The organism is Roseovarius sp. D22-M7 (assembly GCF_037083785.1).
Classification (GTDB): domain Bacteria; phylum Pseudomonadota; class Alphaproteobacteria; order Rhodobacterales; family Rhodobacteraceae; genus Roseovarius.
Window position 1 is genome coordinate 37,519 of sequence record NZ_JBAPKY010000001.1, and the last position, 24,680, is coordinate 62,198.

At 67.8% G+C, this 24,680-nt stretch carries 23 protein-coding genes and 1 tRNA gene; 10 read left to right on the forward strand and 14 right to left on the reverse strand.

Going from position 1 to position 24,680, the window contains the following annotated elements:
* Positions 1 to 25 precede the first annotated feature (25 nt).
* The 3 genes from V8324_RS00155 to V8324_RS00165 are packed head-to-tail and all read right to left on the reverse strand — an operon-like array spanning position 26 to position 2,588.
* Positions 26 to 1,225, reverse strand: a complete 1,200-nt coding sequence (locus tag V8324_RS00155) for a TIGR03862 family flavoprotein (protein ID WP_336417883.1) — start codon at positions 1,223 to 1,225, stop codon at positions 26 to 28.
* Positions 1,222 to 1,842: an enoyl-CoA hydratase/isomerase family protein gene (locus tag V8324_RS00160; protein WP_336417884.1), complete on the reverse strand. Its 621-nt coding sequence runs from the start codon at positions 1,840 to 1,842 to the stop codon at positions 1,222 to 1,224. The genes V8324_RS00155 and V8324_RS00160 overlap by 4 nt, the downstream gene beginning before the upstream one ends.
* A complete protein-coding gene (locus V8324_RS00165; protein ID WP_336417885.1) occupies positions 1,839 to 2,588 on the reverse strand; it encodes an SDR family oxidoreductase in 750 nt (249 codons plus the stop codon). The genes V8324_RS00160 and V8324_RS00165 overlap by 4 nt, the downstream gene beginning before the upstream one ends.
* A 137-nt stretch (positions 2,589 to 2,725) precedes the next feature.
* Here V8324_RS00165 and V8324_RS00170 point away from each other — a divergent pair, with 137 nt between their 5' ends.
* From V8324_RS00170 to V8324_RS00185, 4 genes are all read left to right on the forward strand, one after another.
* Positions 2,726 to 4,246 (forward strand): DUF2125 domain-containing protein, encoded by a 1,521-nt coding sequence (locus tag V8324_RS00170; protein WP_336417886.1) that lies wholly within the window; start codon positions 2,726 to 2,728, stop codon positions 4,244 to 4,246.
* A gap of 117 nt (positions 4,247 to 4,363) precedes the next feature.
* Positions 4,364 to 5,710, forward strand: a complete 1,347-nt coding sequence (locus V8324_RS00175) for a TldD/PmbA family protein (RefSeq protein WP_336417887.1) — start codon at positions 4,364 to 4,366, stop codon at positions 5,708 to 5,710.
* Complete coding sequence (locus V8324_RS00180; protein WP_336417888.1) at positions 5,697 to 6,476, forward strand: inositol monophosphatase family protein; 780 nt, start codon at positions 5,697 to 5,699, stop codon at positions 6,474 to 6,476. The genes V8324_RS00175 and V8324_RS00180 overlap by 14 nt, the downstream gene beginning before the upstream one ends.
* 67 nt (positions 6,477 to 6,543) lie before the next feature.
* Positions 6,544 to 7,464: a DMT family transporter gene (locus tag V8324_RS00185; protein WP_336417889.1), complete on the forward strand. Its 921-nt coding sequence runs from the start codon at positions 6,544 to 6,546 to the stop codon at positions 7,462 to 7,464.
* On the opposite strand, the gene V8324_RS00190 is transcribed toward V8324_RS00185, so the two are convergent.
* Positions 7,403 to 8,221: a glycosyltransferase gene (locus V8324_RS00190; protein WP_336417890.1), complete on the reverse strand. Its 819-nt coding sequence runs from the start codon at positions 8,219 to 8,221 to the stop codon at positions 7,403 to 7,405. The two genes, V8324_RS00185 and V8324_RS00190, sit on opposite strands and share 62 nt — an antisense overlap.
* 161 nt (positions 8,222 to 8,382) lie before the next feature.
* Between V8324_RS00190 and V8324_RS00195 the strand changes: the two genes are divergently transcribed.
* The 6 genes from V8324_RS00195 (at position 8,383) to V8324_RS00220 (ending at position 17,399) form a co-directional block, all read left to right on the forward strand.
* Positions 8,383 to 9,621, forward strand: coding sequence for an aspartate kinase (locus V8324_RS00195; protein ID WP_336417891.1), 1,239 nt, complete (start codon positions 8,383 to 8,385; stop codon positions 9,619 to 9,621).
* Between the two features lie 69 nt (positions 9,622 to 9,690).
* A complete protein-coding gene (ptsP, locus tag V8324_RS00200; RefSeq protein WP_336417892.1) occupies positions 9,691 to 11,934 on the forward strand; it encodes a phosphoenolpyruvate--protein phosphotransferase in 2,244 nt (747 codons plus the stop codon).
* Positions 11,935 to 12,045: 111 nt separating this feature from the next.
* The gene (locus V8324_RS00205; RefSeq protein ID WP_336417893.1) at positions 12,046 to 13,029 is read left to right on the forward strand and encodes a glutathione S-transferase family protein; all 984 of its coding nucleotides are present in this window, start codon (positions 12,046 to 12,048) and stop codon (positions 13,027 to 13,029) included.
* Positions 13,030 to 13,183: 154 nt separating this feature from the next.
* The gene (locus tag V8324_RS00210; protein WP_336417894.1) at positions 13,184 to 14,200 is read left to right on the forward strand and encodes a ribose-phosphate pyrophosphokinase; all 1,017 of its coding nucleotides are present in this window, start codon (positions 13,184 to 13,186) and stop codon (positions 14,198 to 14,200) included.
* 447 nt (positions 14,201 to 14,647) lie between these two features.
* Positions 14,648 to 16,354, forward strand: a complete 1,707-nt coding sequence (locus V8324_RS00215; protein ID WP_336417895.1) for a chloride channel protein — start codon at positions 14,648 to 14,650, stop codon at positions 16,352 to 16,354.
* Complete coding sequence (locus V8324_RS00220) at positions 16,341 to 17,399, forward strand: extracellular solute-binding protein (protein ID WP_336417896.1); 1,059 nt, start codon at positions 16,341 to 16,343, stop codon at positions 17,397 to 17,399. The genes V8324_RS00215 and V8324_RS00220 overlap by 14 nt, the downstream gene beginning before the upstream one ends.
* Positions 17,400 to 17,427: 28 nt before the next feature.
* Here V8324_RS00220 and V8324_RS00225 read toward each other — a convergent pair.
* The 10 genes from V8324_RS00225 to V8324_RS00270 all read right to left on the reverse strand — a co-directional run bounded on the left by V8324_RS00225 (position 17,428) and on the right by V8324_RS00270 (position 24,680).
* Positions 17,428 to 17,502: transfer RNA gene (locus V8324_RS00225), tRNA-Gly, on the reverse strand.
* Between the two features lie 76 nt (positions 17,503 to 17,578).
* On the reverse strand, positions 17,579 to 18,157 hold the full coding sequence (locus V8324_RS00230) for a TIGR04282 family arsenosugar biosynthesis glycosyltransferase (protein WP_336417897.1): 579 nt from the start codon (positions 18,155 to 18,157) through the stop codon (positions 17,579 to 17,581).
* The gene (gene dapE, locus V8324_RS00235) at positions 18,157 to 19,308 is read right to left on the reverse strand and encodes a succinyl-diaminopimelate desuccinylase (RefSeq protein ID WP_336417898.1); all 1,152 of its coding nucleotides are present in this window, start codon (positions 19,306 to 19,308) and stop codon (positions 18,157 to 18,159) included. The genes V8324_RS00230 and dapE overlap by 1 nt, the downstream gene beginning before the upstream one ends.
* Positions 19,309 to 19,475: 167 nt before the next feature.
* On the reverse strand, positions 19,476 to 19,901 hold the full coding sequence (locus V8324_RS00240) for a hypothetical protein (protein WP_336417899.1): 426 nt from the start codon (positions 19,899 to 19,901) through the stop codon (positions 19,476 to 19,478).
* A 100-nt stretch (positions 19,902 to 20,001) separates the two neighbouring features.
* Positions 20,002 to 20,325 (reverse strand): hypothetical protein, encoded by a 324-nt coding sequence (locus tag V8324_RS00245; protein ID WP_336417900.1) that lies wholly within the window; start codon positions 20,323 to 20,325, stop codon positions 20,002 to 20,004.
* Between the two features lie 73 nt (positions 20,326 to 20,398).
* Complete coding sequence (locus tag V8324_RS00250) at positions 20,399 to 21,433, reverse strand: sodium:calcium antiporter (RefSeq protein ID WP_336417901.1); 1,035 nt, start codon at positions 21,431 to 21,433, stop codon at positions 20,399 to 20,401.
* Positions 21,434 to 21,513: 80 nt separating this feature from the next.
* Positions 21,514 to 22,341: a 2,3,4,5-tetrahydropyridine-2,6-dicarboxylate N-succinyltransferase gene (dapD, locus tag V8324_RS00255; RefSeq protein ID WP_336417902.1), complete on the reverse strand. Its 828-nt coding sequence runs from the start codon at positions 22,339 to 22,341 to the stop codon at positions 21,514 to 21,516.
* Between the two features lie 94 nt (positions 22,342 to 22,435).
* Positions 22,436 to 22,915, reverse strand: coding sequence for a DUF6505 family protein (locus V8324_RS00260; RefSeq protein ID WP_336417903.1), 480 nt, complete (start codon positions 22,913 to 22,915; stop codon positions 22,436 to 22,438).
* The gene (locus tag V8324_RS00265) at positions 22,912 to 23,619 is read right to left on the reverse strand and encodes a biotin/lipoate--protein ligase family protein (protein WP_336417904.1); all 708 of its coding nucleotides are present in this window, start codon (positions 23,617 to 23,619) and stop codon (positions 22,912 to 22,914) included. Before V8324_RS00265 ends, V8324_RS00260 begins: the two co-directional genes overlap by 4 nt.
* A complete protein-coding gene (locus tag V8324_RS00270) occupies positions 23,616 to 24,680 on the reverse strand; it encodes an Mrp/NBP35 family ATP-binding protein (RefSeq protein ID WP_336417905.1) in 1,065 nt (354 codons plus the stop codon). Before V8324_RS00270 ends, V8324_RS00265 begins: the two co-directional genes overlap by 4 nt.

Genomic DNA, 24,680 nt, shown 5'->3' on the forward strand with positions numbered 1-24,680 from the left:
ACACCCTGTACACTTGGGGCGCTGGTCAGCCCGGCGGCGGGGTGTCTTGCGCCAGCGCGTAGCGGACAGCACTCCGACCGGCCCATAAACCCGTTGTAAAACAGGCGGTTAGAAGGTAGCCGCCCGTCGGCGCCTCCCAATCCAGCATTTCGCCCGCCGCGAACACCCCCGGCCTATCCCGCATCATCAGCCCCTCATCCAGCGCCTCGAATCGCAATCCCCCGGCCGTCGAGATCGCCTCGTCCATCGGGCGCGGGCCCGTCAGGGGGATGATCAAGTGCTTGATAAGGCGTGGTAAATCCGATGTATGGCGGCCGAATTCCATGACCAGCGCGCGCTTGACCGGGTCCAGCCGCAGCGCCTTGCGCAATCGGTTCGGCAGGCTCTCGCCGCGTTTCGTCGCCCGCATCCGCTCCGCGATCCGGTCGACATCCATATGCGGCAGAAGGTCAATCGTTAACGGCGCGCCGTCGCGCAGAGCGGCGCTCACCTCGTAGATCCCGCCACCCTCCAACCCGTTGGAAGATATTATGAATTCCCCGCGTGACCGGGCCGCACCGGCCTGCAGTTCCACATCCTTGACCGCCTGTCCAAAGTGCTTGGCCATATGCCCCGACCAGTTCACGTCGAATCCCATATTCGCTGGCCGGAAAGATTCAACAGTGTTTTCAGGGACATGGCCCGTCCAGGCCCCGTCCGACCCCAGCCGCGCCCAACTCGCCCCGCCGCAGGCCAGCACAGTCACGTCGGCCTTGATGGTCTGCGCCCCCTTCGGAGTGTCGAAAACGGCCCCGTCGAGCCCGCCGATCCAGCGCCAGCGGGTCTGGATCGTGACGCCCAAGCCATTCAATTCGTTCAGGAAAGTTCGCAAGAGGGGCGAGGCTTTCATCGCTTTCGGAAAGACCCGCCCGGTCGATCCGGTGAACACCTCCTGCCCCTGCTCGCGCGCCCAGTCCTGCACCGCGTCCGGCCCGAACGCCTCCAGCATCGGGCGCAACACCTCGGCCCTTTGGCCATAAGCCTTTAGAAAATCAGTAAAAGGCTCGGCCTTGGTCAGGTTCAGCCCCGATTTCCCGGCCATCAGGAATTTCCGGCCCACCGACGGTTTCGCCTCGGCCACCGTGACCCGCAGCCCCGCCCGCGCCAGTTCCCGCGCGGCCATCAGGCCCGCGGGCCCGGCGCCGATGACAAGCGCGCCCGGGGTTCTGACGCTATATCTGGTCAATGTTTCGCAGAGTGACACATCGCCTTGATCGTCCGGACATGATCGGGCGTGGCGGCGAGGCAGTCCGCCGCGAGGTCGCGGGCCGTGGACAAGACCTCATCCCCCGGGACGACACGGTCGAAAAGGCCCCATGCCTGCGCCTCGGCAGTCTCGATCCGGGCGCCGCCCATCAGGATCATCTTGGCCCGCGCCGGCCCGACCAGCGCCGCCAACCGCGCCGGATCGCCGGGTTGCGGCAGGAACCCAAGCTTCATCACCGGGTAGAAGGCCTTGGCGCCCTCGGCCGCGATGCGGATGTCGCAGGCCAGCACCATCCCCATGGCGCCCCCCGCCACCGTGCCGTTGAGCGCGGCGATGCTCAGCCCCGGAAGCGCGGCGATGGCGCCCGACAGGCGCTCCCAGGCCGGGCTTGTCGCAAGCCCCGCGCGCGCCGCCTCCAGATCGGCCCCGGCCGAGAACACCTTTCCCGCGCCGGTCAGCACCAGGGCGCGCGCCTCGGTGGCGCCCTCGGCGATCTCGGCGAGGTCGGTCAGCATGGCTTCGGTCAGCGCGTTGGCCTTGTCGGGCCGGTCGAGGGTGACGATCCACAGCCCGTCCTCCTTGTCGAGCGAGATCACGACAGGCCCATCCGTCGGCGTATCCCCTCGTCGCGCAACGAGATTTCCTGACCGACGAGGTCGTCCGCGTCCTCGGTGCACATCCACAACAATGCCCGGGCGGGCCAGTCGGGCGGGATATGATCGGACCAGTCCAGCGCGCTGACCGGGTTGACGCCGCTCGCCTTGATCTCGCGCTGCATATCCGTGGCGACCGTCCCCGGCGACAGACCCATGACGCGGATGCCCGCCGGCCGCGCCTCGTGATCGGCGCAGCGCGTCAGCATCGCCGCCCCGGCCTTGGAGGCGCAATAGGCGCTCCAGCCTTCCAGCGCATGATGCGCGGCGCCGGAACTGACCGTGAGGATGGTCCCCGATCCGCGCTCGATCATGCCGGGCAGGGCGGCGCGCATGCCGTTGAACACCCCCTTGAGGTTGATGTCGATGGCATGGCCCCAGTGATCCGGCTCGACCTCGCTCAGCGGCGCGATGGGCTCTATCACGCCGGCATTGTTGATCAGCACGTCCAACTGGCCGAAGGCGGTATGACAGGCCTCGACCGCCGCTTCCATCTCCCAGTAGCGGCTGACATCGCAGGGGATGGCGATCGCGCTCCGGCCGATCTCGCCGGCCAGATCCGCGATCGCGTCGCCATTGCGGGCGACCAGCGCCACATTCGCGCCCGCCTTGGCGAATTCCCGCGCGGCGGCGGCGCCGATGCCCTTGCTCGCGCCGGTGATGAGAACGCATTTGCCTTGCAGTGTCATGACTTGCCCCCCGCACGGTTTGATCTGCCCCTGCATAGCGGTCGCGGCGCCCGAGTTCCAGTGACATCATGCCTTGACCCTTTTCATCCAAGCGCCGAGACTGCGCGCGCTGTTCAACCCGCGAAAGGTGCCCCCGCATGTCACATGCCCGTCTTATGGCCGTCACGGCCCTTGCCTTCGGTTTCGGCGGATCGGCCGCCATGGCCGAGCTGACCGCGGATCAGGTCTGGCAGGACTGGACGGCGTATCTCGCCGATCTTGGCTACGAGGTCAGCGGCGACACGCGGCGATCCGGCTATACGCTGACCATCCGGGACCTCGCGCTCGAGATGGACATGCCCGACGAAGAGGGCGCCATGTCGCTGCGCATGGGCGGCATCCGGCTGGTCGAGAACGACGATGGCAGCGTGTCGGTGGTCCTGCCCCGCACCCTGCCGATCGCCGTCGCGGCCATCGACGACGAGGCACAGCAGGTCACTGCGGCGGTGGAGGTCGCGCAAGAGGCCCTCGACCTGCGGGTGTCCGGCACCCAAGACGCGATGGATTACGCCTACAGCGCCGACGCGCTGACCTTCGCGCTGACCGGCTTGCAGGCCGGCGACGAGACCCCAGAGATCCGCGCCGCGCAGATCCGCCTCGAGGACGTGACCGGCAGCAGCGAGTCCGAGCCCGGCGACACCAGCCGCGCCGTGAGCCAGGACCTGCGCGCGGGGCCCGTCACCTACGAGGTCGACATCAGCGAACCGGGCGAAGGCTCGGCCATGGCGCTCTCGGGGTCGATGGCGCAGGTGCAGTTCACCGGCGAGACAAGCATCCCCGACAGCTTCACCTCCGACGATGTCGCCGCCGCGCTGCGCGAGGGGTTTCGCTTTTCCTCGACGGTCGAGTACGAGACCGGCAGCACAGCCTATCGGTTCGAGCAGGACGGCGAGGTGCTGGAGGGGTCCAACAGTTCCGCGCGCGGGCGGCTTGCCGCCTCGATGGATCCCGACGGGCTGAGCTACGGTGCTGCGGGCGAAGAGGTTTCGCTGTCGGCCAATGCCAGCGACATGCCCTTCCCGGTGAACCTCGACATGGCGCGCATGGCCTTCGACATCACGATGCCGGTGATCGAGAGCGAGGAGATGCAGGATTACGGCGTCCAGCTTGAGTTGTCGGAGTTCACGATGTCCGACCAACTCTGGTCGATGGTCGACCCGGGCGCGCGGCTGCCGCGCGATCCGGCCACGCTGCGCGTCGATCTTTCGGGCACCGGGCGGCTGTTCTTCGATCTGCTCGATCCCGCAGAGGTGGAGAAACTGGAGGCCCGCGACAGCCTTCCGGGCGAGGTGGAAAGCCTGACGCTCAACAACCTCACGCTGGACGCGGCCGGCGCCACGCTGAGCGGCGAGGGCGCGTTTACCTTCGACGCGGACGACACCGAAAGCTTCGGCGGCGCGCCCGCGCCCGAAGGCACGCTCGACCTGCGGCTTCTGGGCGGCAACGCGCTGCTGGACAAGCTCGTCGGCATGGGCCTTCTGCCGGAGGAGCAGGCCAGCGGGGCGCGCATGATGATGGGGATCTTCGCCCGGCCCGGCGACGGCGAGGACGAGCTTCTGTCGACGATCGAGGTGACCGACGACGGCCAGATCCTCGCCAACGGGCAGCGCCTGAAGTAACGCGCCAGGCTTTACCGGGGCCGGATCGCGCAGATCCGGCACGCGGGCTTTTTGCGGGGCCCAGCCTTGCACCCTCATGTGCCCCGGTCTACCTGCCCTTGGCAACCCGGAGAAACCATGCCCCAATCCCTCGACGCCCTCTCGCACGCCCTGATCGACGCAGCACTGAAGGCCGGCGCGCAGTCCGCGGATGCCATCGCGATCCGCGGGCAATCGGTGGTGGTCGACATGCGCGGCGGCACGCTGGAACAGGCCGAGCGGTCCGAAGGCACCGATATCGGTCTGCGCGTGCTGATCGGCGGGCGGCAGGCCAACGTCTCCGGTTCCGACACGCGCCCCGAGACGATAGAGGCGCTGGCGGCCCGCGCCGTGGCCATGGCCCGTGAGGCGCCCGAGGATCCCCATGTCGGGCTCGCCGACGCCGATCAGCTCGCCCGCGACTGGGATCTCGCGGCGCTCGAACTGTGCGACCCTGCGACCGAGCCGTCCCCCGACACGCTGATGCGCATGGCGCGCGAGGCCGAGGCCGCAGCCCTCGCCGTGGCCGGTGTCAGCCAGGTGCAATCAGCCTCTGCGTCGTATTCGCACAACGCCGCGCATATCGCCGCGAGCAACGGCTTTTCCGGCGGCTATGCGCGCACCGAGACCGGCGTCGGCTGCGTCGCGATCGCCGGGACGGGTTCGGGGATGGAGCGTGACTACGACGCCGACTCGCGCGTCTTCGCGTCCGATCTGCGCGACGCCGCCGAGATCGGGCGCATCGCTGGCGAGCGTACGGCAGAGCGGCTGAATTCCCGACGCCCGCGCACCGGCACCTACCCGGTGCTGTTCGACGAACGCATCGCGGCCTCTTTGATCGGGCATCTGTTGGTGGCGGCCAACGGTGCTTCGGTCGCGCGCGGCTCGTCCTGGCTGATGCACCGCCTGGGCGAGGTGGTGCTGCCCGAGGGCCTGTCGCTGATCGAGGATCCGCACCGCCCGCGCGCCACCGGGTCGCGTCCCTTTGATGCCGAGGGCCTGCCGACCGCCCCGCGCAGCATCGTCGCGGATGGCGTGCTGCAGGGCTGGACGCTGGATCTGGCGAATGCGCGCAAGCTGGGGATGCGGTCCACCGCGAACGCCGCGCGCGGCACCTCCGGCCCGCCCGCGCCCGCGACGTGGAACGTGGCGCTGACCCAAGGGACCCGCAGCCGCGACGACCTGATCCGCGAGATGGGCACGGGCCTGCTGGTGACCTCGATGATCGGGGCGACGATCAACCCCAACACCGGGGATTATTCGCGCGGCGCCTCGGGCTTCTGGGTCGAGAATGGCGAGATCGCCTACCCCGTCAACGAATGCACCATCGCCGGCAGCCTGCCCGACATGTTGCGCAGCATCATCCCGGCGAACGACGCGCGCCCGCATCTCAGCCGCGTGGTGCCGTCTCTCCTGGTCGAGGGGCTGACGCTTGCCGGCGAGTGACCTGCCCCTTCTGGTCGAGGCCGCCGAGGAAGCGGGGCGCATCGCCACGCGCTATATCGGCGCCCCGATCGAGATCCGCGACAAGCCGGATGGCGCCGGGCCGGTCACCGAGGCCGATCTGGCGGTCGACGCGGCCCTGTCGCAGATCCTGCGCGCAGCGCGACCCGATTATGGCTGGCTTTCGGAAGAGTCGGAGGACGGCGCGGCACGTCTCGATGCCGAGCGCGTGTTCATCGTCGATCCCATCGACGGCACCCGCGCCTTCATCGACGGCGACGACATCTGGGCGCATTCGCTGGCAGTGGCCGAGCGCGGGGTGATCACCGCGGCGGTCATTTTCCTGCCGATGTGCGACAAGATGTATACCGCCGCGGCCGGGCAGGGCGCGGCCCTCAACGGAGCGCCGATCCGGGTCACCGACCGCGCCGATCTCGACGGGGCCTCCTTGCTGGCCGCGCGCCCGGCGCTGGCCGCGGGGCTCTGGCGTGCCGGGCGCGCGCCGCAGGTGACGCGCGGGTTCCGCCCCTCGCTGGCCTACCGGCTCGCCCTCGTGGCCGAGGGGCGCTTTGACGCGATGCTGACGCTGCGCGCGTCCTGGGAATGGGATATCGCCGCCGGCGATCTGATCCTGCGCGAGGCGGGCGCGGTCACCTCGGATCGTCGCGCGGGGCCCTTGGTGTTCAACAATCCCGACCCTCGCCTCGACGGGGTTCTTGCGGCCAACCCGGCCCTGCACGGCGCCCTGCACGCCGCCCTGATGGACTGATCTTCCCTTGCGCTCGGGCGCAAACCGCGTCTAATGCGAGCAAATATGATCAAAAAACAGGCAGGCCATGCCCCGTTCCGACAACCTGACCGGCGCGCTTCTGATGATGGGGTCGATGGCGGCCTTCACCTTCAACGACGCGATGATCAAGGGGCTGTCGGGGCACGTGCCCCTGTTCCAGGCGATGTTCCTGCGCGGCGTGCTGACCACGGTGCTGGTCGCGGTGATCGCGTGGCGCATGGGCGCGCTTGCCCGGCGCCTGCCGCGCGCCGACTGGGGGCCGGTCTTCTGGCGCATGGTGGGCGAGGTCGGCTCGGCCTATTTCTTCATTTCGGCGCTTTTCAACATGCCGATCGCCAATATCAGCGCGATCATGCAGGCGCTGCCGCTGACCATCACGCTGGCCGCAGCCCTGTTCTTCCGCGACCCGGTTGGGTGGAAGCGCATGGCGGCCATTCTCGCCGGATTCATCGGGGTGATGCTGATCGTGCGACCGGGCACGGAAGGCTTCAACGTCTATTCGGTCTACGGCCTCGCCGCAGTCGCCTTTGTGACCCTGCGAGATCTGTCGACGCGCCGACTGTCGCGCGACGTGCCGTCGATGCTGGTGACGCTGATCACCTCCTGCGCGATCATGGTGTTCTTCGGGCTGGCCAGCCTGACCGACACTTGGGTGCCGATGGATGGGCGTGCCACCGCGCTGATCAGCGGGGCGGCGGTGATGGTGATCGGCGGCTACCTGTGTTCGATCATGGTGATGCGGGTGGGCGAGATCAGCTTCATCGCGCCTTTCCGCTATACCAGCCTGCTCTGGGCGCTGATCCTCGGCTGGGTGGTCTTCGGCGACTGGCCGCAGATGATCACCCTTGTCGGGGCCGCGATCGTCGTGGGGTCGGGGCTCTTCACGCTCTACCGCGAGGCGCGGATCAGCCGGCGGGCGCGCGAGGCGCAGAGAAAACAGCTTTCACTCGGTCCTCGTCCACGTTGAACTGCTCGCGGAACAGGTCGCGCTCGGCCGCGCCGAGCGGCTGCAGCCCGCGCGAGACGTCACGCGCGCCCGAGTCGTTGTCGCCGTGCAGTGCGCGCAGATACATCCGCGGTCCGGGGTTCGAGATCATCGGCATCTCGTGATGCAGCTTGTGATGGCCGTAATTCATCACCGTGCGCGGATCGCCGGGGCGAAACAGCACCGCAAGGCCGCACGCCCAGAATGGGGTCTGCACCTCTTCGGCGGCGATCCCCTCGGCGGAAAGCTGCACGGCAAAGCCGCGATTGTATTCGAACGCCACGTTGCGCCATTTGCGGCGCATGGGGCGGCTCGTCTTCTCGAACCAGCGCAGGCTGCGGACGAAGCCGACCGACACGGCGTCGTCGTCATCCAGCCGGAACTGGATGGATTCGGTGGCGTCCTCGCCCAGTTCGTCCTTGATGCCGCGCTGCATGGCGGTGCGGTGGCGCATCGGGGGCTGCGTGACGATGCGGATCTGCGGCACGTGTGCTGTCAGATCGTGCAGCCGCGCGCGGTAGGCCTCGGGCAGGCTTTCGCCCACCACGATCAGAAAGGTGAAATCGCCGTTCTGCTGCGCCGCGATCGAGGGCAGTGTCAGGCATTCGAAATGCCGAAATCGCAATTCCATACGCTCGGGCGCGTAGAGATAGGCCTCGCGCGCGGCAAGGCTGTCATGCATCCGCTTGAAACCGCCCTCGGCGGGGTAGGAAAACCGGCAAATTCCGATGACGCGCATGGGTCTCTCTGGTCCGGGTCCGCGCGGGGATGCGGGACCGATCGCGTGCCACGGTGCTGGATCACCCGCCCGACCGCAACCCCGGCGATAGCGCCCGCGCCCCTTGCACGCCGGGTGGGGCACGCGTAAACCTTGATGGATCAAAGGTTCAGGACATGCCCATGCCCGTTCTCGTCATGAAATTCGGCGGCACGTCGGTCGCCAATATCGACCGGATCCGCCGCGTGGCGAAGCGCGTGGGCGTCGAGGTCGCCAAGGGCTACGACGTGATCGTCATCGTCTCGGCGATGTCGGGAAAGACCAACGAGCTTGTCGGCTGGGTGCGCGACATCTCGCCGCTGTACGATGCGCGCGAATACGATGCGGTGGTCAGTTCGGGCGAGAACGTCACCGCCGGCCTGATGGCGCTGACCTTGCAGGAAATGGACATACCCGCGCGCAGCTGGCAGGGCTGGCAGGTGCCGTTGAGGACCAACTCGTCGCATTCCGCCGCCCGCATCGACGAGATCCCGCCCGACAACATCACCGCGAAATTCGGCGAGGGCATGCGCGTGGCCGTGGTCGCGGGGTTCCAGGGGATCAGCCCCGAGGGCCGGATCACAACCCTCGGGCGTGGCGGATCCGACACCACGGCGGTGGCCTTTGCCGCCGCCTTCGGCGCCGAGCGCTGCGACATCTACACCGATGTCGACGGCGTCTATACCACCGATCCCCGGATCAGCGCCAAGGCGCGCAAGCTCGACCGGATCGCGTTCGAGGAAATGCTGGAACTGGCCTCGCTCGGGGCGAAGGTGCTGCAGACCCGGTCGGTCGAACTGGCGATGCGCTACAATGTGAAGCTGCGCGTTCTGTCCAGCTTCGAGGAACCATCGGACGAGGCCGGCACGCTTGTCTGCTCCGAGGAGGAAATCATGGAATCGAACGTCGTCAACGGCATCGCCTATTCCCGGGACGAGGCGAAAATGACCCTGATCTCGGTCGCCGACCGCCCCGGCATCGCCGCCGCCATCTTCGGCCCGCTGTCCGAGGCGGGGGTGAACGTGGACATGATCGTGCAGAACATCTCAGAGGACGGGCGCACCGACATGACCTTCTCGTGTCCGACCGAGCAGGTGGCGCGCGCGGAAAAGGCCCTGACGGCCGCAAGGGAGGTGGGCGAGGTCAACTTCCGCGATCTCGTCGCCGATACCGAGGTCGCCAAGGTCTCGGCCGTCGGGATCGGCATGCGCAGCCAGTCGGGCGTCGCCGCGCGGATGTTCAAGACCCTGTCCGATGAAGGTGTGAACATAAAGGTCATCGCGACCTCCGAGATCAAGATTTCCGTGCTGATCGACCGGAAATACATGGAACTCGCGGTACAGGCCCTCCATGATGCGTTCGAGCTGGACAAATCGGCCTGAGCCGGCGCGCGGTGCCGCGGCGCACGGACCGGGTCAGCCCTGAAAACGGCCCCGGGGGGCTCGCCACCGATGACCGATAGCTTCAAGACCGACAGCCGCCAGATGCTGGGCCGCCTGCGCGCGGTGATGGCAGAGGATGCCGGGGGTCAGACGCGGCTGAACCAGATCACCCGGCTGATCGCCGAGGAGATGCACAGCGAGGTGTGTTCGATCTACCTTTTCCGCGACGAGGACACGCTGGAGTTGTGCGCGACCGAGGGGCTCAAGGCCGAGGCCGTGCACCAGACCCGCATGCGTCTTGGCGAGGGGCTGGTGGGCCGAGTGGCGCGCACCGGTTCGGTGATCAACACCGATGATGCGCCCTCCGCCCCCGGCTTTCGGTTCATGGCCGAAACCGGCGAAGAGGCGTATTCGTCGTTCCTTGGCGTATTGATCCAGCGGCTCGGGGAAAAGCTGGGCGTGCTGGTGGTGCAGTCGAAACAGGCCCGTCTCTTCTCCGACGAGGAGGTCTACGCGGTCGAGGTCGTCGCCATGGTTCTGGCGGAAATGGCGGAGCTTGGCGCCTTCGTGGGCGAGGGCGCCGCGATGTCGGCGCTGCACAGCCAGCCGGTGATGTTTCGTGGCGGCTGCGGGCAGGAAGGCCACGCGCAGGGCCATGTCTGGCTGCACGAGCCGCGCGTGGTCGTCACCAATCCGATCGCCGAGGATCCGGCGCAGGAACTCGAGCGTCTGCACGAGGCAGTTGAGACGCTGCGCGTCGGCGTGGACCGGATGCTCAATTCGGCCGTCGCCGGCGAAAAGGACCATCTCGACGTGCTTGAGACCTACCGCATGTTCGCCAATTCGAAGGGCTGGATGCGCCGCATGGAGGCCAATATCGACAGCGGGCTTTCCGCCGAGGCGGCCGTCGAGAAAGAGCAGTCGGCGGCGCGCGCCCGCATGAGCCAGGTCGGGGATGCGTATCTGCGCGAGCGGCTGCACGATCTTGACGATCTCAGCAACCGCCTGTTGCGGATCCTGACCGGGCAGGGCCGGGAAACCGGCGCCGAGATGCCGCCCGATCCGATCCTCGTGGCGCGTAATATCGGCCCCGCGGAACTGCTGGATTACGGGCGCAGCCTCAAGGGTATCGTGCTGGAAGAAGGCGCGGTCGGCAGTCATGCGGCGATCGTCGCCCGCGCGCTCGCCATCCCGCTGGTGATCCATGCGGGCCGTGTCACCACCGAGGCGCTCAACGGCGACCTGATGCTTGTGGACGGCGACCAGGGCATCGCCCATCTGCGCCCCAACGAGACCGTGGTCGCCGCGTTTCGCGACAAGATGGCGATGCAGGCGCAGGCGCAGGAACGCTACGCCTCGATCCGCGAATTGCCTGCCGAGACGCGCTGCGGCGCGCGCGTCAAGCTCAAGATGAATGCCGGTCTGATGGCCGATCTGCCCAGCCTCGAAGGCTCCGGCGCCGAGGGCGTGGGGCTGTTCCGGACAGAGCTTCAGTTCCTGATCCGCAACTACATGCCCAAGCGGGCCGAGCTGTCGGAACTTTACGCGCGGGTGATGGACGCCGCCAAGGGGCAGCGCGTGGTCTTTCGTACCCTCGATATCGGCTCGGACAAGGTTCTGCCCTACATGAAGCCCACCGACGAGCCCAACCCGGCCATGGGCTGGCGCGCGGTGCGCGTGGGGCTCGACAAGCCGGGGGTCATGCGCATGCAGTTGCAGGCCCTCATCCGCGCCGCCAAGGGGCGTCCGCTGACCGTGATGTTCCCGTTCATCGCCCAGCACGATGAATTCACCGCCGCCCGCGCCGAGATGGACAAGGCAATGGCGCGCGAGCGTATCCTTGGGCATCCGGTCCCCGAGCGCATCGAGGTGGGGGCGATGCTGGAAACCCCCGCGCTGGCCTTCGCGTCCGACGATTTCTATGCGCAGGTCGATTTCGTCTCGGTTGGCGGCAACGATCTCAAGCAGTTCTTCTTCGCCGCCGACCGCGAGAACGAGCGCGTGCGCCGGCGCTACGACACCCTCAACGTCAGTTTCCTCAACTTCCTCGAGGGTATCGTCTATCGCTGCGCCACCCTGGGCACGCCGCTAAGCTTTTGCGGCGAGGATGCCGGGCGCCCGGTCGAGGCGGCGTGCCTCGCGGCGATCGGCTTTCGGACGCTGTCGATGCGGCCTGCGTCGATCGGACCGGTCAAGAGCCTGCTGCGGGCCATCGACCTCGGGGACTTGCGCGACATCATCCATGCCGAACGTGCCCGCGGCGCACAGAGCGTTCGCGAGGCCGCAATGGAGTACCTGCGCGCACACCTTTGATCCGGGACCGCTTCTGTGCGTTCACGCACGCAGACTGCGCGGTGCGGAGCCTTCCCGCGCCACGGCCGCTCGCCTAGGTCGACCTGTGAAAACGGATCGGAGGATGACGGCATGGGACGACTGATGAACGGGGTCTGGGAAGACACGTGGTACGACACGGAATCGACCGGCGGGAAATTCGTGCGCGACACGTCGCGGTTCCGCAACTGGATCACCGCCGATGGCAGCGCCGGGCCCTCGGGCGAGGGCGGCTTCAAGGCCGAGTCGGGGCGCTATCACCTCTACGTGGCCCTTGCCTGCCCGTGGGCGCACCGGGCGCTGATCTTTCGCGCCCTCAAGGGACTGACCGACCATATCGGCGTCTCGGTCGTGCATCCCGACATGCTGTCCGAGGGGTGGGAGTTTCGCACCGATTACCCCGGAACAACAGGCGATACCCTTTACGGGCTGCCCTTCGCGCGGGACATCTACCTGAAGGCGGATCCCGAAGTGTCCGGCCGGGTCACCGTGCCGATCCTCTGGGACCGGCAGCGCGAGACCATCGTGTCGAACGAATCCGCCGAGATCATCCGCATGCTCAACTCGGCCTTCGACGGGTTGACCGGCAACACCGACGATTACTCGCCCGAAGACCTGCGCGACGCGATCGAGCCTGTGAACGCACGGATCTACGACACCGTCAATAATGGCGTCTACAAGGCCGGCTTCGCCACCTCGCAAGAGGCCTACGAGGCCGCCGTCTACCCGCTCTTCGACAGTCTCGACTGGCTCGAGGACCTGCTATCGCGGAACCGCTACCTTTTGGGCGACCGGCTGACCGAGGCAGACTGGCGGCTCTTCACCACGCTCGTGCGGTTCGATCCGGTCTATCACCTGCATTTCAAGTGCAACCGCAACCGCATCGTGGATTATCCCAACCTCTGGGGCTACCTGCGCGAACTTTACCAATGGCCGGGCGTGAAGGAGACGGTGAATTTCGACCATATCGTGCGCCACTACCATTACAGTCATGACACCATAAATCCGCACCGCATCATCCCGATCAATCCGCGCCCGGATTACGACGCGCCGCATGGGCGCGACCGGCTGGCTTGACGGGCGTCCCTCGGCCGGTCGTCAAGGATCATGGAGGTGATCGTTTCCGGCGTAATACATGCTATGGTTGCATCGCTTTGCGCTGCACCACGCGCGTGCTAAGCGGAACGAAAGTGACGAATCTGTAACACTTCATCATCTCGGGGATCCGCAAATGCCATCTGCACCGCAACCGAAACTGATCTCGGGCAATGCGAACCTGCCGCTTGCCAAGGCCATCGCGCGGCGCATGTCGATGCATCGCGGCGTGGATGTGGGCCTCTGCGAGGCGCGGATCGAGCGGTTCAACGATCAGGAGATCTTCGTCGAGGTCTACGAGAACGTGCGCGGCGAGGACATGTTCATCATCCAGCCCACCTCGAACCCGGCGAATGACAACCTGATGGAGCTTTTGATCATGGCCGATGCGCTGCGCCGGTCATCGGCGCGGCGGATCACCGCGGTGATCCCCTATTTCGGCTATGCGCGCCAGGATCGCCGCTCGAAGGCGCGCACGCCGATCTCGGCCAAGCTGGTGGCCAACATGCTGGTAGGCGCGGGGATCGAGCGGGTGCTGACCATGGATCTGCACGCCGCCCAGATCCAGGGCTTTTTCGACATTCCGGTGGACAACCTCTACGCGTCGCCGATCTTCGCGCTGGATATCAAGACGCAGTTCAAGGGCGCCCTGCAGGACGTGATGATCGTGTCGCCGGACGTCGGGGGTGTGGCCCGCGCCCGCGAACTGGCCAAGCGGATCACTGCACCGCTGGCCATCGTCGACAAGCGGCGCGAGGTCCCCGGCGAGATCGCGGAAATGACGGTGATCGGCGACGTGACCGACAGGATCTGCATCATCGTCGACGACATGTGCGACACCGCCGGCACCATGTGCAAGGCCGCCGAAGTGCTGCTCGACAGCGGCGCGCGCGAGGTGCATGCCTACACGACCCACGGCGTCATGTCCGGCCCGGCGGTCGAGAGGGTGACGGGTTCGGTGCTGAAATCCATGGTCATCACCGACACGATCGAGGCCACCGAGGCGGTGCGCAACACCCCGAACATCCGCATCATCCCCACCGCGCCGGTCTTTGCCCAGGCGATCCTCAACATCTGGAACGGCACCTCGGTGTCGTCGCTGTTCGAGACCCCCACGCTGGAGCCGGTCTACGAGGGCCAGTTCGGCCAGTAACCCCACCCACCCCACCCCGCCCGGGCACGTCGGATCAGTCGATATCGGGCCAGTCATCCGCGTGGAAGGCCGCGCCGATGGCCATTCACCGCACCCGCGCCCGTGCGAAACACGACGTCGAAGGCGTGTCGGGTGACATGCTCGGCTGACGTCGGCGCGCGGATTGGCGGCGCCGTCCATGTCCCACAGCGACAGGCCGACATGGACCACGGGCACCTGCTTGAAGGCGCGCGCGAACCGGACCGCTTGCGCCGCTCGCGCGGGCCCGTGCCGGTCCGCATGTCGCCGCCATCGGCGTAATCGGTGAACAGCATCTCGTCGCCCCGGTCGATGCCGATGGCCTGATGTCGCAATACCTGTATGAAGCCGCCCCGATCTGCGGCGATCATCCCCCACCCGGTGCGGCGACGCCTTGCGCCATGCGCGGGGAAGTCCGATCATGCATCCATGAGCGCATCCCCGAAGACAAAGCGCGCGCGGCCCGTCGCCCGCATCCTGATCCTGACGGCGACGGCGCTCGGGGTCGGGGCGGCGGCCTCCTTCGCGGCGATCGCCTTCGTCGAACTGGTCTCGGCGCTCAACTCTGCGCTTCTGGTGGCGCCGCGGGCCCGGGTGCAGTGGGAGCGTCTGCCTTGGCTGATCGTGCTGGCCACGCTGCTGGTGCCGACGCTTGGCGGGCTGGCCGTGGGGTTGATCCACAGGCACCTGTCGCCCGAACGCCGCCCCCTCGGGCCGCCCGACGTGATCCGCGCTGTGCAGTTCCACCAACCGCTGCCCGACAATCGCAGCGGGATCGTCTCGACCCTCACGGCGATCCTGTCGCTCGGCACCGGCGCGTCGGTGGGGCAATACGGGCCGATGGTCTATCTTGGCGCGCTCTTCGGCGGGGCAGTGCGCGCGCTGCGTGTTGGTGTCCCCAATCTCGACGGGATCGCCATCAGCTGCGGCGTGGCGGCGGCGATCGCCACGGCGTTCAATGCGCCTATCGCGGGGCTCGTCTTCGCCCACGAGGTCGTGCTGCGCCATTACGCGACGCAGGCCTTCGCGCCGGTCACCGTCGCCTCGGCCACCGGATACGTGATCGCCAACGTGATCTTCGAGCGCCCGGCGCTGTTCCTCGTTGATTTCGCGGGCGTCGCGCATGGCTACGAGTTCGCGCTGTTTGCGGTGCTCGGGGTACTTGTGGCGCTCGCGGCCATCGGCTTCATGCGGCTGCTGCTGGTCTGCGGGCCTTGGATCGCGCACCTTATCGCGCTGCCCGCCCTGCGCCCGGCCGCGGCGGGGCTTGCCGTCGGGCTGACCGCGCTGGCGCTGCCGGACGTGCTGGGCATCGGCGCCGAGACGCTGCGCTTCGCCACCATCGAGGGGGCCTTCGGGCAGGGCGAACTGCTCGTGCTGATCCTCGCCAAGATCGGGCTCACCGCGCTGTGCATCGGTGCGGGGTTCTCGGGCGGCGTCTTCAGCCCGGCGCTGCTGATCGGCAGCCTCGTTGGCGCGCTCTTCTGGACGCTGATCGCGAGTGCCGCGGGCGTCCCGACCTCGGGGGTCGCGGTCTACGCGATCGGCGCGATGATGGCCTTCGCCAGTGCGGTGATCGGCGCACCGCTGACCTGTATACTGATCGTGTTCGAATTGACCCGAAACTACGACGTTACCATCGCAGCCATGGTCGCGGTGGTGTTTTCCAACCTCGTCTCGCATCGCCTCTTCGGGCGCTCGCTGTTCGACATCCAGCTTGCCCGGCGGGGCATGGATTTCTCGAAGGGACGCGATCACGCGCATCTCGCGGCGCTGCCGGTGCGCGACCTTCTGAACGACGCCGCGGTCACCATGACCCCCGTGGACACGCCGGCGGCGGTGGATGCGCGGTTGCACGCGCGGGGCTGGCGGCAGGCCTTCGTGCTGGATGCGGCGGGGCGGCTTACCGGCGTCTACAGCCCGTCCGAGGGGCGCGGCCCCGCCCCCCTCGTCTTCGACGAAGACACCAGCCTGGCGGGCGCGATGGAGCGGATGCGCGGCTTTGTCGGGGACGCGGTCCCGGTGGTGACCCGTGGCGACGGGCGCTATCTCGGGGCGGTGTCCGAGGCCGACATCGTCAGCGCGTGGCTCGATCATTCGGCCCGCATCAGAGAGGAAGAGAATGCCGCGCTTTAGCCTCGCCTGCGTCTGCTTGATGCTTGCCCTGCCGGTCGCGGCCGGGGACCTGACCGTCGCCACTTGGGGCGGCGCTTACGAGGCGGCACAGCGCCGCGCGATTTTCGCGCCTTTCAGCAAGACCACCGCTCAGGTCGTGACCCCGGTGCAGTATGACGGATCCGTCGCGGCGCTGCGCGACCGCGCGGGGCCCGAAGACTGGGACCTGGTCGACATGCTGGCCGATCAGGCGCGCGTCGCCTGTGCCGCGGGGCTGTTGCAGACGCTCGAAGCGCGCGATCTGCTGGGGAACGCGGCGTTGCCCGATTTCACCCCGCACGGGCCCACGCGCTGCGCCATTCCGCAGAATGTCTATGCCCGCGTGATGGCCTACGACGAGCGCGCCTTTCCCGGCGTGAAACCCACCCGGATCGAGGATTTCTTCGACACCGCCCGCTTTCCCGGCAAACGCGCCCTGCAGCGTGGCCCCGACGGCATCCTCGAATGGGCGCTGTTGGCCGAGGGCGTGCCGCCCGAACAGGTCTACGGCCTGCTCAGCACGGATCGCGGGCTGCGTCTGGCGTTTCGCAAGCTCGATACGATCCGCGACGAGATCCTATGGTGGGACGACCCGGCCGAGGCGGCACGGATGCTGGCCGAGGGGCGCGCGGTGCTGGCCTCGGGCTTCAACGGGCGGTTCTTCGATCTGGCGGCGCGCGGCGTGGCGCCGGTGGATATCGTCTGGGACGGCCGCATCATCGGCACCGAGGTCTGGGCGATCCCGGCTGGCACGGATCAGCCGCAGGCGGCGCGCGGCCTGCTTGAATTTGCGCTGCGTCCGGCCACAATGGCGCGATTTTCGGAACTGATCCCCTACGGCCCCGCGCGGCGTTCGGCGTTCGAGCGGATCGGCCTCAACCCCGATACCGGCGCGCCGATGCGGGTGCATCTGCCCAATGCGCCGCAGCATGCCGGGCGCGCGCTTGTCCGCGATGCCGCGTGGTACGCGAACACGCGCGACCTGCGCCGGCGGCGATTTCAGGCATGGCTGGAAAGGGAGGATTGAGAGGTCCGGGGCGCATGGCCCTTGGATCTGGAGCGGGTGATGAGATTCGAACTCACGACATTCTGCTTGGGAAGCAGACGCTCTACCCCTGAGCTACACCCGCGCCGTCGCGATGCTTAACTCGCGGCCGAAAGACGTGCAAGCCTTTGTTGCGGCGATCCGCGCCGGAGGCCAGCCCGTCACCGCGCGCGCAGATCGGCGGCGGTATCGACATCGCGCAGCGTGTCGATCCGCCCCACGCGCAGATCGCCGAGGCTTCGAATCGTGTCGTCGAGCGCCGTCGCGCTCGACCAGTGTACGCCGCGTAACAGGGTCGCGGGCACCCGTCCCGACCGCTTCAACCCCACCAGCCAGTACCCCCCGTCATGCGCCGGGCCGAAGACCGCGTCATGCCGCCCGAGCATCCCGAAGGCTCGCGCGACATGATGCCGGCGGATGCCGGGGATATCCGCACCCACGATGCAAACCGGCCCGGGCGGCGCACCGCGCAACAGCCGCCCCATCCGGTCGCCCAGATCGCCGCGGCCCTGCGGGATGCGCGGCAGATGCGCGGGCCAGACGCGGCTGGACAGCCCGGCGCGATCGGGGCTGACGGCAAGGCTAAGGGTCCAGCGCGGGTCGTCCACCTCGCGCAAAAGACGCGCTGTCTGGTGGCGGAACCACCACGCCGCCGGCACCATGCCGATCTCGCGCCCCAGCCTTGTCTTGACGCGGCCCGGGCGCGGTTCCTTGACCATCACGATCAGCGTGCGGCGCATCAGGCGAAATAGTCACGCAGGATGCGGGTGTAGATCGCCTTGAGCTGGTGGATATGCGCCACCTCGACCCGCTCGTCGACCTGGTGCATCGTCTGGCCGACAAGGCCGCATTCGATCACAGGGCAGTGATCCTTGACGAACCGCGCATCCGAGGTGCCGCCGCTGGTCGAAAGCGCGGGGGCCACCCCTGTCTCGGCCTCGACGGCGTGCGCCACAAGATCCGACAGCGGCCCGGGGGCCGTCAGAAAGCTTTCGCCAGCGACCTTGACCTGCATCTCGGGCGTCACGCCGAATTCGCCCGCAACGCGGTCCAGCTCGGCCTGCATCCACGCGATCAGGGATTGGCTGTCATGCGCGTCGTTGAAGCGGATATTGACCGTCGCGCGGCACGCGGCCGGGATCACGTTGCTGGCCGGGTTGCCGGTGTCGATGCTTACCACGGCCAGTGTCGAAGGATCGAAATGATCGGTGCCCTCATCCAGCCTGTGCGAGGCAAGACGGTCCATCAGCCGTGCCATCGCGGGCAGGGGATTGCGCGCGCGGTGCGGATAGGCGGAATGGCCCTGTACGCCCGTCACCGTGATCCACGCCGACAGCGACCCGCGCCGCCCGATCTTTATCATGTCGCCCATGCGCTCGGGGCAGGTCGGCTCGCCCACCAGACAGGCGCTCATGCGCTCGCCGCTCTCCTCCATCCAGTCCAGAAGGGCGCAGGTGCCGTCCACCGCGTCGCCCTCCTCGTCGCCGGTGATGGCAAGGATCACCGCGCCGTCGGTCGGCGTCTCGGCGACGAAATCCACCGCTGCTGCGGCAAAGGCGGCGACACCCGATTTCATGTCCGTCGCGCCGCGCCCCCAAAGCTGGCCGTCGCGTTCCATCGCGCCGAAGGGCGGCACGGACCACGCGGCGGCGTCGCCCACCGGCACCACATCGGTGTGGCCGTTGAAGCCGAAGGTCCGCGCGGCCCCCTTCGGCCCCCAGCGGGCGAAGAGGTTGGCGATGTCGCCGCGATCCACGCGCATGCACTCGAACCCCGCGCCGGTGAGGACCCTGTCCAGCAGCCGCAACGCGCCGCCTTCCTCGGGCGTGACCGATGGGCAGCGGACGAGATCGGCGGTCAGCCGGACGGGATCGAGGGGGGAGCGGGGCATGGTCTGTCCTTCTTGCGGGTCTGGACAGATCCCTAGCCCGCTTCCCGCCCGGGCGCAAATACCGGGCCGGGAAGCGGGTCAAAGACAGGCTCGGATCCAAGGCTTGCCTGCTCCGTCACCCAAAATGGGTGGACGATCAGAAACACGGCGGGGCTACATGCCAGGGATCAGCCGAGCTCGGGTGGAGGGAGAACATTCTCGCCATTGCCGTTCTCAGATGTGCCATTGCCACCTGACCGGCCGGAGTCGTCATCCGTATCGGCAAATCCCGCGCCGGCCCCGAAATCGAAGGTGCCAAGGGTGGAATTGTACCCGGCATCAAGCCCGATATAGCTGTCCTCCATCAGGTAGGCGGCGCCGATGGTGGGGCGCACGCTTTGCGTCGTGAAGACATAGTCGAGGCCGATCGACGCCGCGAGTTCGTCCTCTTCATCGTTGGAAAAGACGCGCACGCCGGCGCCCAGTTGCGGCTGCCCGCCGCCGAACGACAGGCTGAACCCGATGCCGATCGTGGGATCGGCGCTGACAGGCGCGGCGACGGCGCTGCCGACCGAGGCGGCAAGCGCGTAAAGCGAAAGGCGTGTGCGGGTCATGAGGCTCTCCAACAAAAACATGTGGAATCTGTAGCGGGCGGCGGAGTCGCGCGCAAGCCTCTCGCAGGACCATGGCGCCGTGCCGGCCGATGCCGCGCCCTCAATCGTAGAACGGCGTCACCTGGGCGACGATCACCGCGTTGTCGTCGAGCGCGCGCTGCATCAACTCGCGCTCTTCCTCGCCGATCTCGTGGCCCTCGGCCTCGCGGTCCTCCGGCGTGCCATAGCCCGAGACGTCCAGCGGCGCGGTGTCGGCCTGTTTCAGCACCGCCACCGTCTCGCGCACCGCCTCGGCCTCGTCCACGCCCGAGGCATAGACCATCAGCGCCGCGCCGGTGGCTTTCTTGGGCAGACCGTCGCCCGCCTTGCGGCCGATCTCGACGACGAGGGTATAGACCTGCTGGGGACGCTTGTCGGTGCTCATGCGCGGGCAATGCGCCGCCACGGGGTACAAAGTCAAGACGGGCGCGCGAACCGGGCCGCAACCGCGCGTCTTCTCAGCCCTGCGCGAAGACTTGGATGACGACGGCTCCGATATAGATCGCGAAAAGCAGCACGGATTCGATCCCGATCCCGCCCGGGCCGTCCTTCTGGCGCAGGATGAGCCCCCCGAGCAGGACCGAGGTCATCAGCAGCCCGACGGCGATCCAGAACACGTCGTCGGGCTGCATCGCGTGATAGATCGACCCGTCGCGATAGGCGATATCCGACAGCACCAGAAACAGCACGTCGAAGGTGTTGCCGCCGATGATCCCGCCCACGGCCAGTTGCAGCGCGCCGCGCCGGATCGCGGCCAGCGTCGTGACAAGCTCGGGCAGCGAGGTGACGACGGCGGTGATCAGCGCCCCCACGAGGCTGGAGCCGAGCTGATAGCGCTGGATCAGTTCCGCGCCGACCTGACTGATCGCGTAGCCCCCGGCCCCCATCAGGCATACCAGCGCGGCGAAGATCATCAGCGGCCCGGCAGCGGAACGGTGGCGCTCCGCGCCATCCTCGGGCTCGTCGTGCCGCGTCTGGCTGGTCTGCGTGGGCTTCCACATCGGCGTCTCGCGCATCTGCGCGCTTATTCGCACCGAGGTCGCGTAGACCAGGAACAACACCACCGAGACCGGGTGCAGCCCGGCGATCGCCACCTCCGGCCCGGTCATCGCCGCCAGCGGCAGGCTCAGCATGCCGATCAGCACCACGCATTGGAAAAGGTTCGCAGGCTCGGCCACCGCATGTTCGAGGTTGCCGCGGCGGTAGAGCAGATCGCCGAAGGCCAGGAACAGCGTCTGCGCCGCGATGCCGCCGATGGCGTTCGAGATCGCGAAGCTCGCATCGCCCTGGCTGGCCGCGGTGACCGAGACCACGGTGCCCGACAGCGACGTCGCCGCCCCAAGCAGCGTGCCGCCGATGATCGCCTCGCCCAGCCGGGTCCGGTCGGCGATGACATCGGCCAGCCCGGTCGCCCGCAGCGAGCAGACGATCACCACGCCCGCCGCGACGGCGAAGACCGCCATCAGCGGCGCGAAGGGCAGGGACGAGATCATGTGCAAACCCCGCGGCGGTATGAAGGATCAGCGCGTCCGGGCATGCCACGTCAACTGTCGCGGACTGCCCGGCTTTCAATTCAATCCCGAAGCAACTCGTTGATGCCGGTCTTCGAGCGGGTCTGCGCGTCCACGCGCTTGACGATCACCGCGCAGTAGAGGTTGAGGTTGTTCTTGGTGGGCATGCTGCCCGACACGACGACCGAGTAGGGTGGCACCTCGCCCATGAAGACCTCGCCGGTCTCGCGGTCGATGATCTTAGTGGACTTGCCGATATAGACGCCCATCCCCAACACCGATCCCTCGCGGATGATGCAGCCCTCGACCACCTCGGACCGCGCGCCGATGAAGCAGCCATCCTCGATGATCGTGGGGCCGGCCTGCATCGGTTCCAGCACGCCGCCGATGCCGACGCCGCCCGACAGGTGCACACCGCGACCGATCTGCGCGCAGGATCCGACCGTCGCCCAAGTGTCGACCATCGTGCCCTCGTCCACGTAGGCCCCGAGATTGACGAAGGACGGCATCAGCACAACGCCGGGTGCGATATAGGCCGAGCGGCGCACGACGCAGTTGGGGACAGCGCGAAAGCCCGCATTGCGCCATTCCTCGTCGCCCCAGCCCTTGAACTTGCTGTCGACCTTGTCCCACCAGCCTGCGCCTTGCGGCCCGCCGGGCTGGATCTCCATGTCCTTGATCCGGAAACCCAGAAGCACGGCTTTCTTGGCCCACTGGTTGACGTGCCAGTCGCCGTTTTCCTGCCGCTCGGCCACGCGCAGCTCACCGCTGTCTAGCGCGTCGAGCGTGGCCTCGATGGCCTCGCGCGTCTCGCCGCCGGTGGCGGGGGTGATCTGGTCGCGCGCCTCCCAGGCGGCTTCGATGGCGGTCTCAAGGGCGGTGTTCGACATTGGGGCGGTCCTTCCCTGCATGGTCTGCTTTCGGCATTGCCTATAGGGACAAGATGCGGCGGGATCAATGCGCAGGGCTTACCCTGCGCGGGTGTCAGCCGTCCGTGTCGCCGTGGACCGCAAACTGGTCCAGCGCCGCGTCCGTGGGCGCAATAAACCGGTATTGCTCGCGCACGCCCGCATCGGTCAATTCGCGCATGACCGTCAGGATGGTGTTGGGCGCGTGATCGGCGCAGATCTCCAGCATCTGCGCGATCTCTTCCTCGGCGACGGGGCGGGCGGCCTCGGGCGAGGGCGCGCCGTAGATCTCGACGAAATGCCGCGCGAGGGCTTGCGTCAGCGTCTCGACTTCGGCGGGCTCGACCCTCGTCACCGCGACGCAACTGACGCGTCCGAAAGTCTCCAGCCCCAGCCAGCCATTGGCGAAGGCCTGACGCGGCTTGCCGGTCAGATCGCCGTCGGTCCAGTTGGAAAACTCGAACCCGCCGGAGATGCACCACTCGCCGGTGCGCGCCGGGCTATGATACACACGCTGGTCGCTTTCGTCGAAATGGATCGCGCGGGCGAGCATCATTGCGGGGCCTCCAATCGGCTGCTGAGCGGGATGAGATGCGTGGCCTCGGCGTCGCGCAACAGCATGCCGAAACGGTCGTCGACCCCCAGAAAGGTGCCGGTGCGCCCGCCTTCGGTAACCCCAGACCCGATGCCGTGCGCAAGGCCTTCCCATGCGGCATGCAGCGCGCGCGGCCCCTCGTCTTCCCACCGGCTGATCCAGACAAGGGTGTGCCGCGCCCAGGCCTCCAGCAGGTCGGTCGCGTCCACCTCGGCGCAGCCTTCCTCGTATAGTGCGGTTCGGTCGGGCGTGTCGCCGGGGCTGTCGCCGACCGGCATCAGGTCGAGATCGAGCGCGACGACCAGCCAGCCCGGCATCGCCGCGGGATCGCTACCGCCGGCGGCGACGCGCAGCTGCCCGCAGATGGCGCCGTTGATCCGCAGCCCGCCATCCCATTGCAGATGCACCGCGACCTCGGGCGGGGACAGCGCGCCGAGCGCGTTCTGGAACCCCACCCCGCAGGCCGGCAGCATCGCCATTGCGTCCTCCAGCGGCACCTCCGGCGCCATCACCAGGGCCGCCATCAGCCTGTCGGCGGTGATGTTGTGCATGATCAGCCCCGCGTCGCAGCCCGCTTCGGCCTGCCTGCAGGCCTCGTCGAACGGGTGGGCGGTGCCAGTGACGGCCCGCCCCGACATCAGCGGCGGAAAGCGCGGCGCGTTCATGCCACGCCTTGCGCGATCATCTGGCGTGCCACGTCGCGAAAGGCCTGCGCCTGCGGACTGTCGGGCTTTGAGACGACGATCGGCGCGCCCCCGTCCGAGGCCATCCGGATATCGAGATGCAGCGGGATCTCGGCCATCAGCGGCACGCCCAGCTTTGCGGCCTCGGCCTGCACGCCGCCATGGCCGAAGATGTGCTCCTCGTGCCCGCAATTGGAGCAGATATGCGTGCTCATGTTCTCGATCATGCCCAGAACCGGCACCTTCAACTGCGTGAACATGTCGATCCCCTTGCGCGCGTCCAGAAGGGCGACGTCCTGCGGGGTCGACACGATGATCGCGCCATCCACCTGCGCCTTCTGCGCCAGCGTCATCGACACGTCGCCGGTGCCGGGCGGCAGATCGACCAGCAGGCAATCGAGCGCGCCCCATTGCACCTGCATCAGCATCTGCTGCAGCGCGCCCATCAGCATCGGCCCGCGCCAGACGACGGCCTGATCCTCGTTGGTCATCAGCCCGATCGACATCATCGTCACGCCGTGATTGCGCATCGGTAGGATCGTCTTGCCGTCGGGACTTGCCGGACGGCCCGAGACGCCCAGCATCCGCGGCTGCGAGGGCCCGTAGACATCCGCATCCAGCAGCCCCACGCGGCGGCCTTCGGCAGCGAGCGCACAGGCGAGGTTCGCCGACACCGTGGATTTGCCGACCCCGCCCTTGCCGGAGGCGATGGCGATCAGGTGATCGATGCCGGGCACGCGCTCGGGCCCCTTCGGCTCTGACGGGCGCGAGGGCTTCAGATCGGGCGGCGCCTTGGCGGCATGACCAGTCAGCACGACCGACACCGCCTCGGCGCCGGGCAGCGCCTTTACCGCCGCTTCGGCGGCGTCGCGCACGGGGGCGTAGGCCTCGGCCTTGCCCGGGTCGATTTCCAGCACGAAGCGCACCGCGCCGTCCTCGACCGACAGCGCGCGGGTCACGCCCGCGGCCACGATATCGGACCCGCTGGCCGGGTCGGTGATGCCCTTGAGCGCCGCGAGGACCGCGTCCCTGGTCAGTGCCAC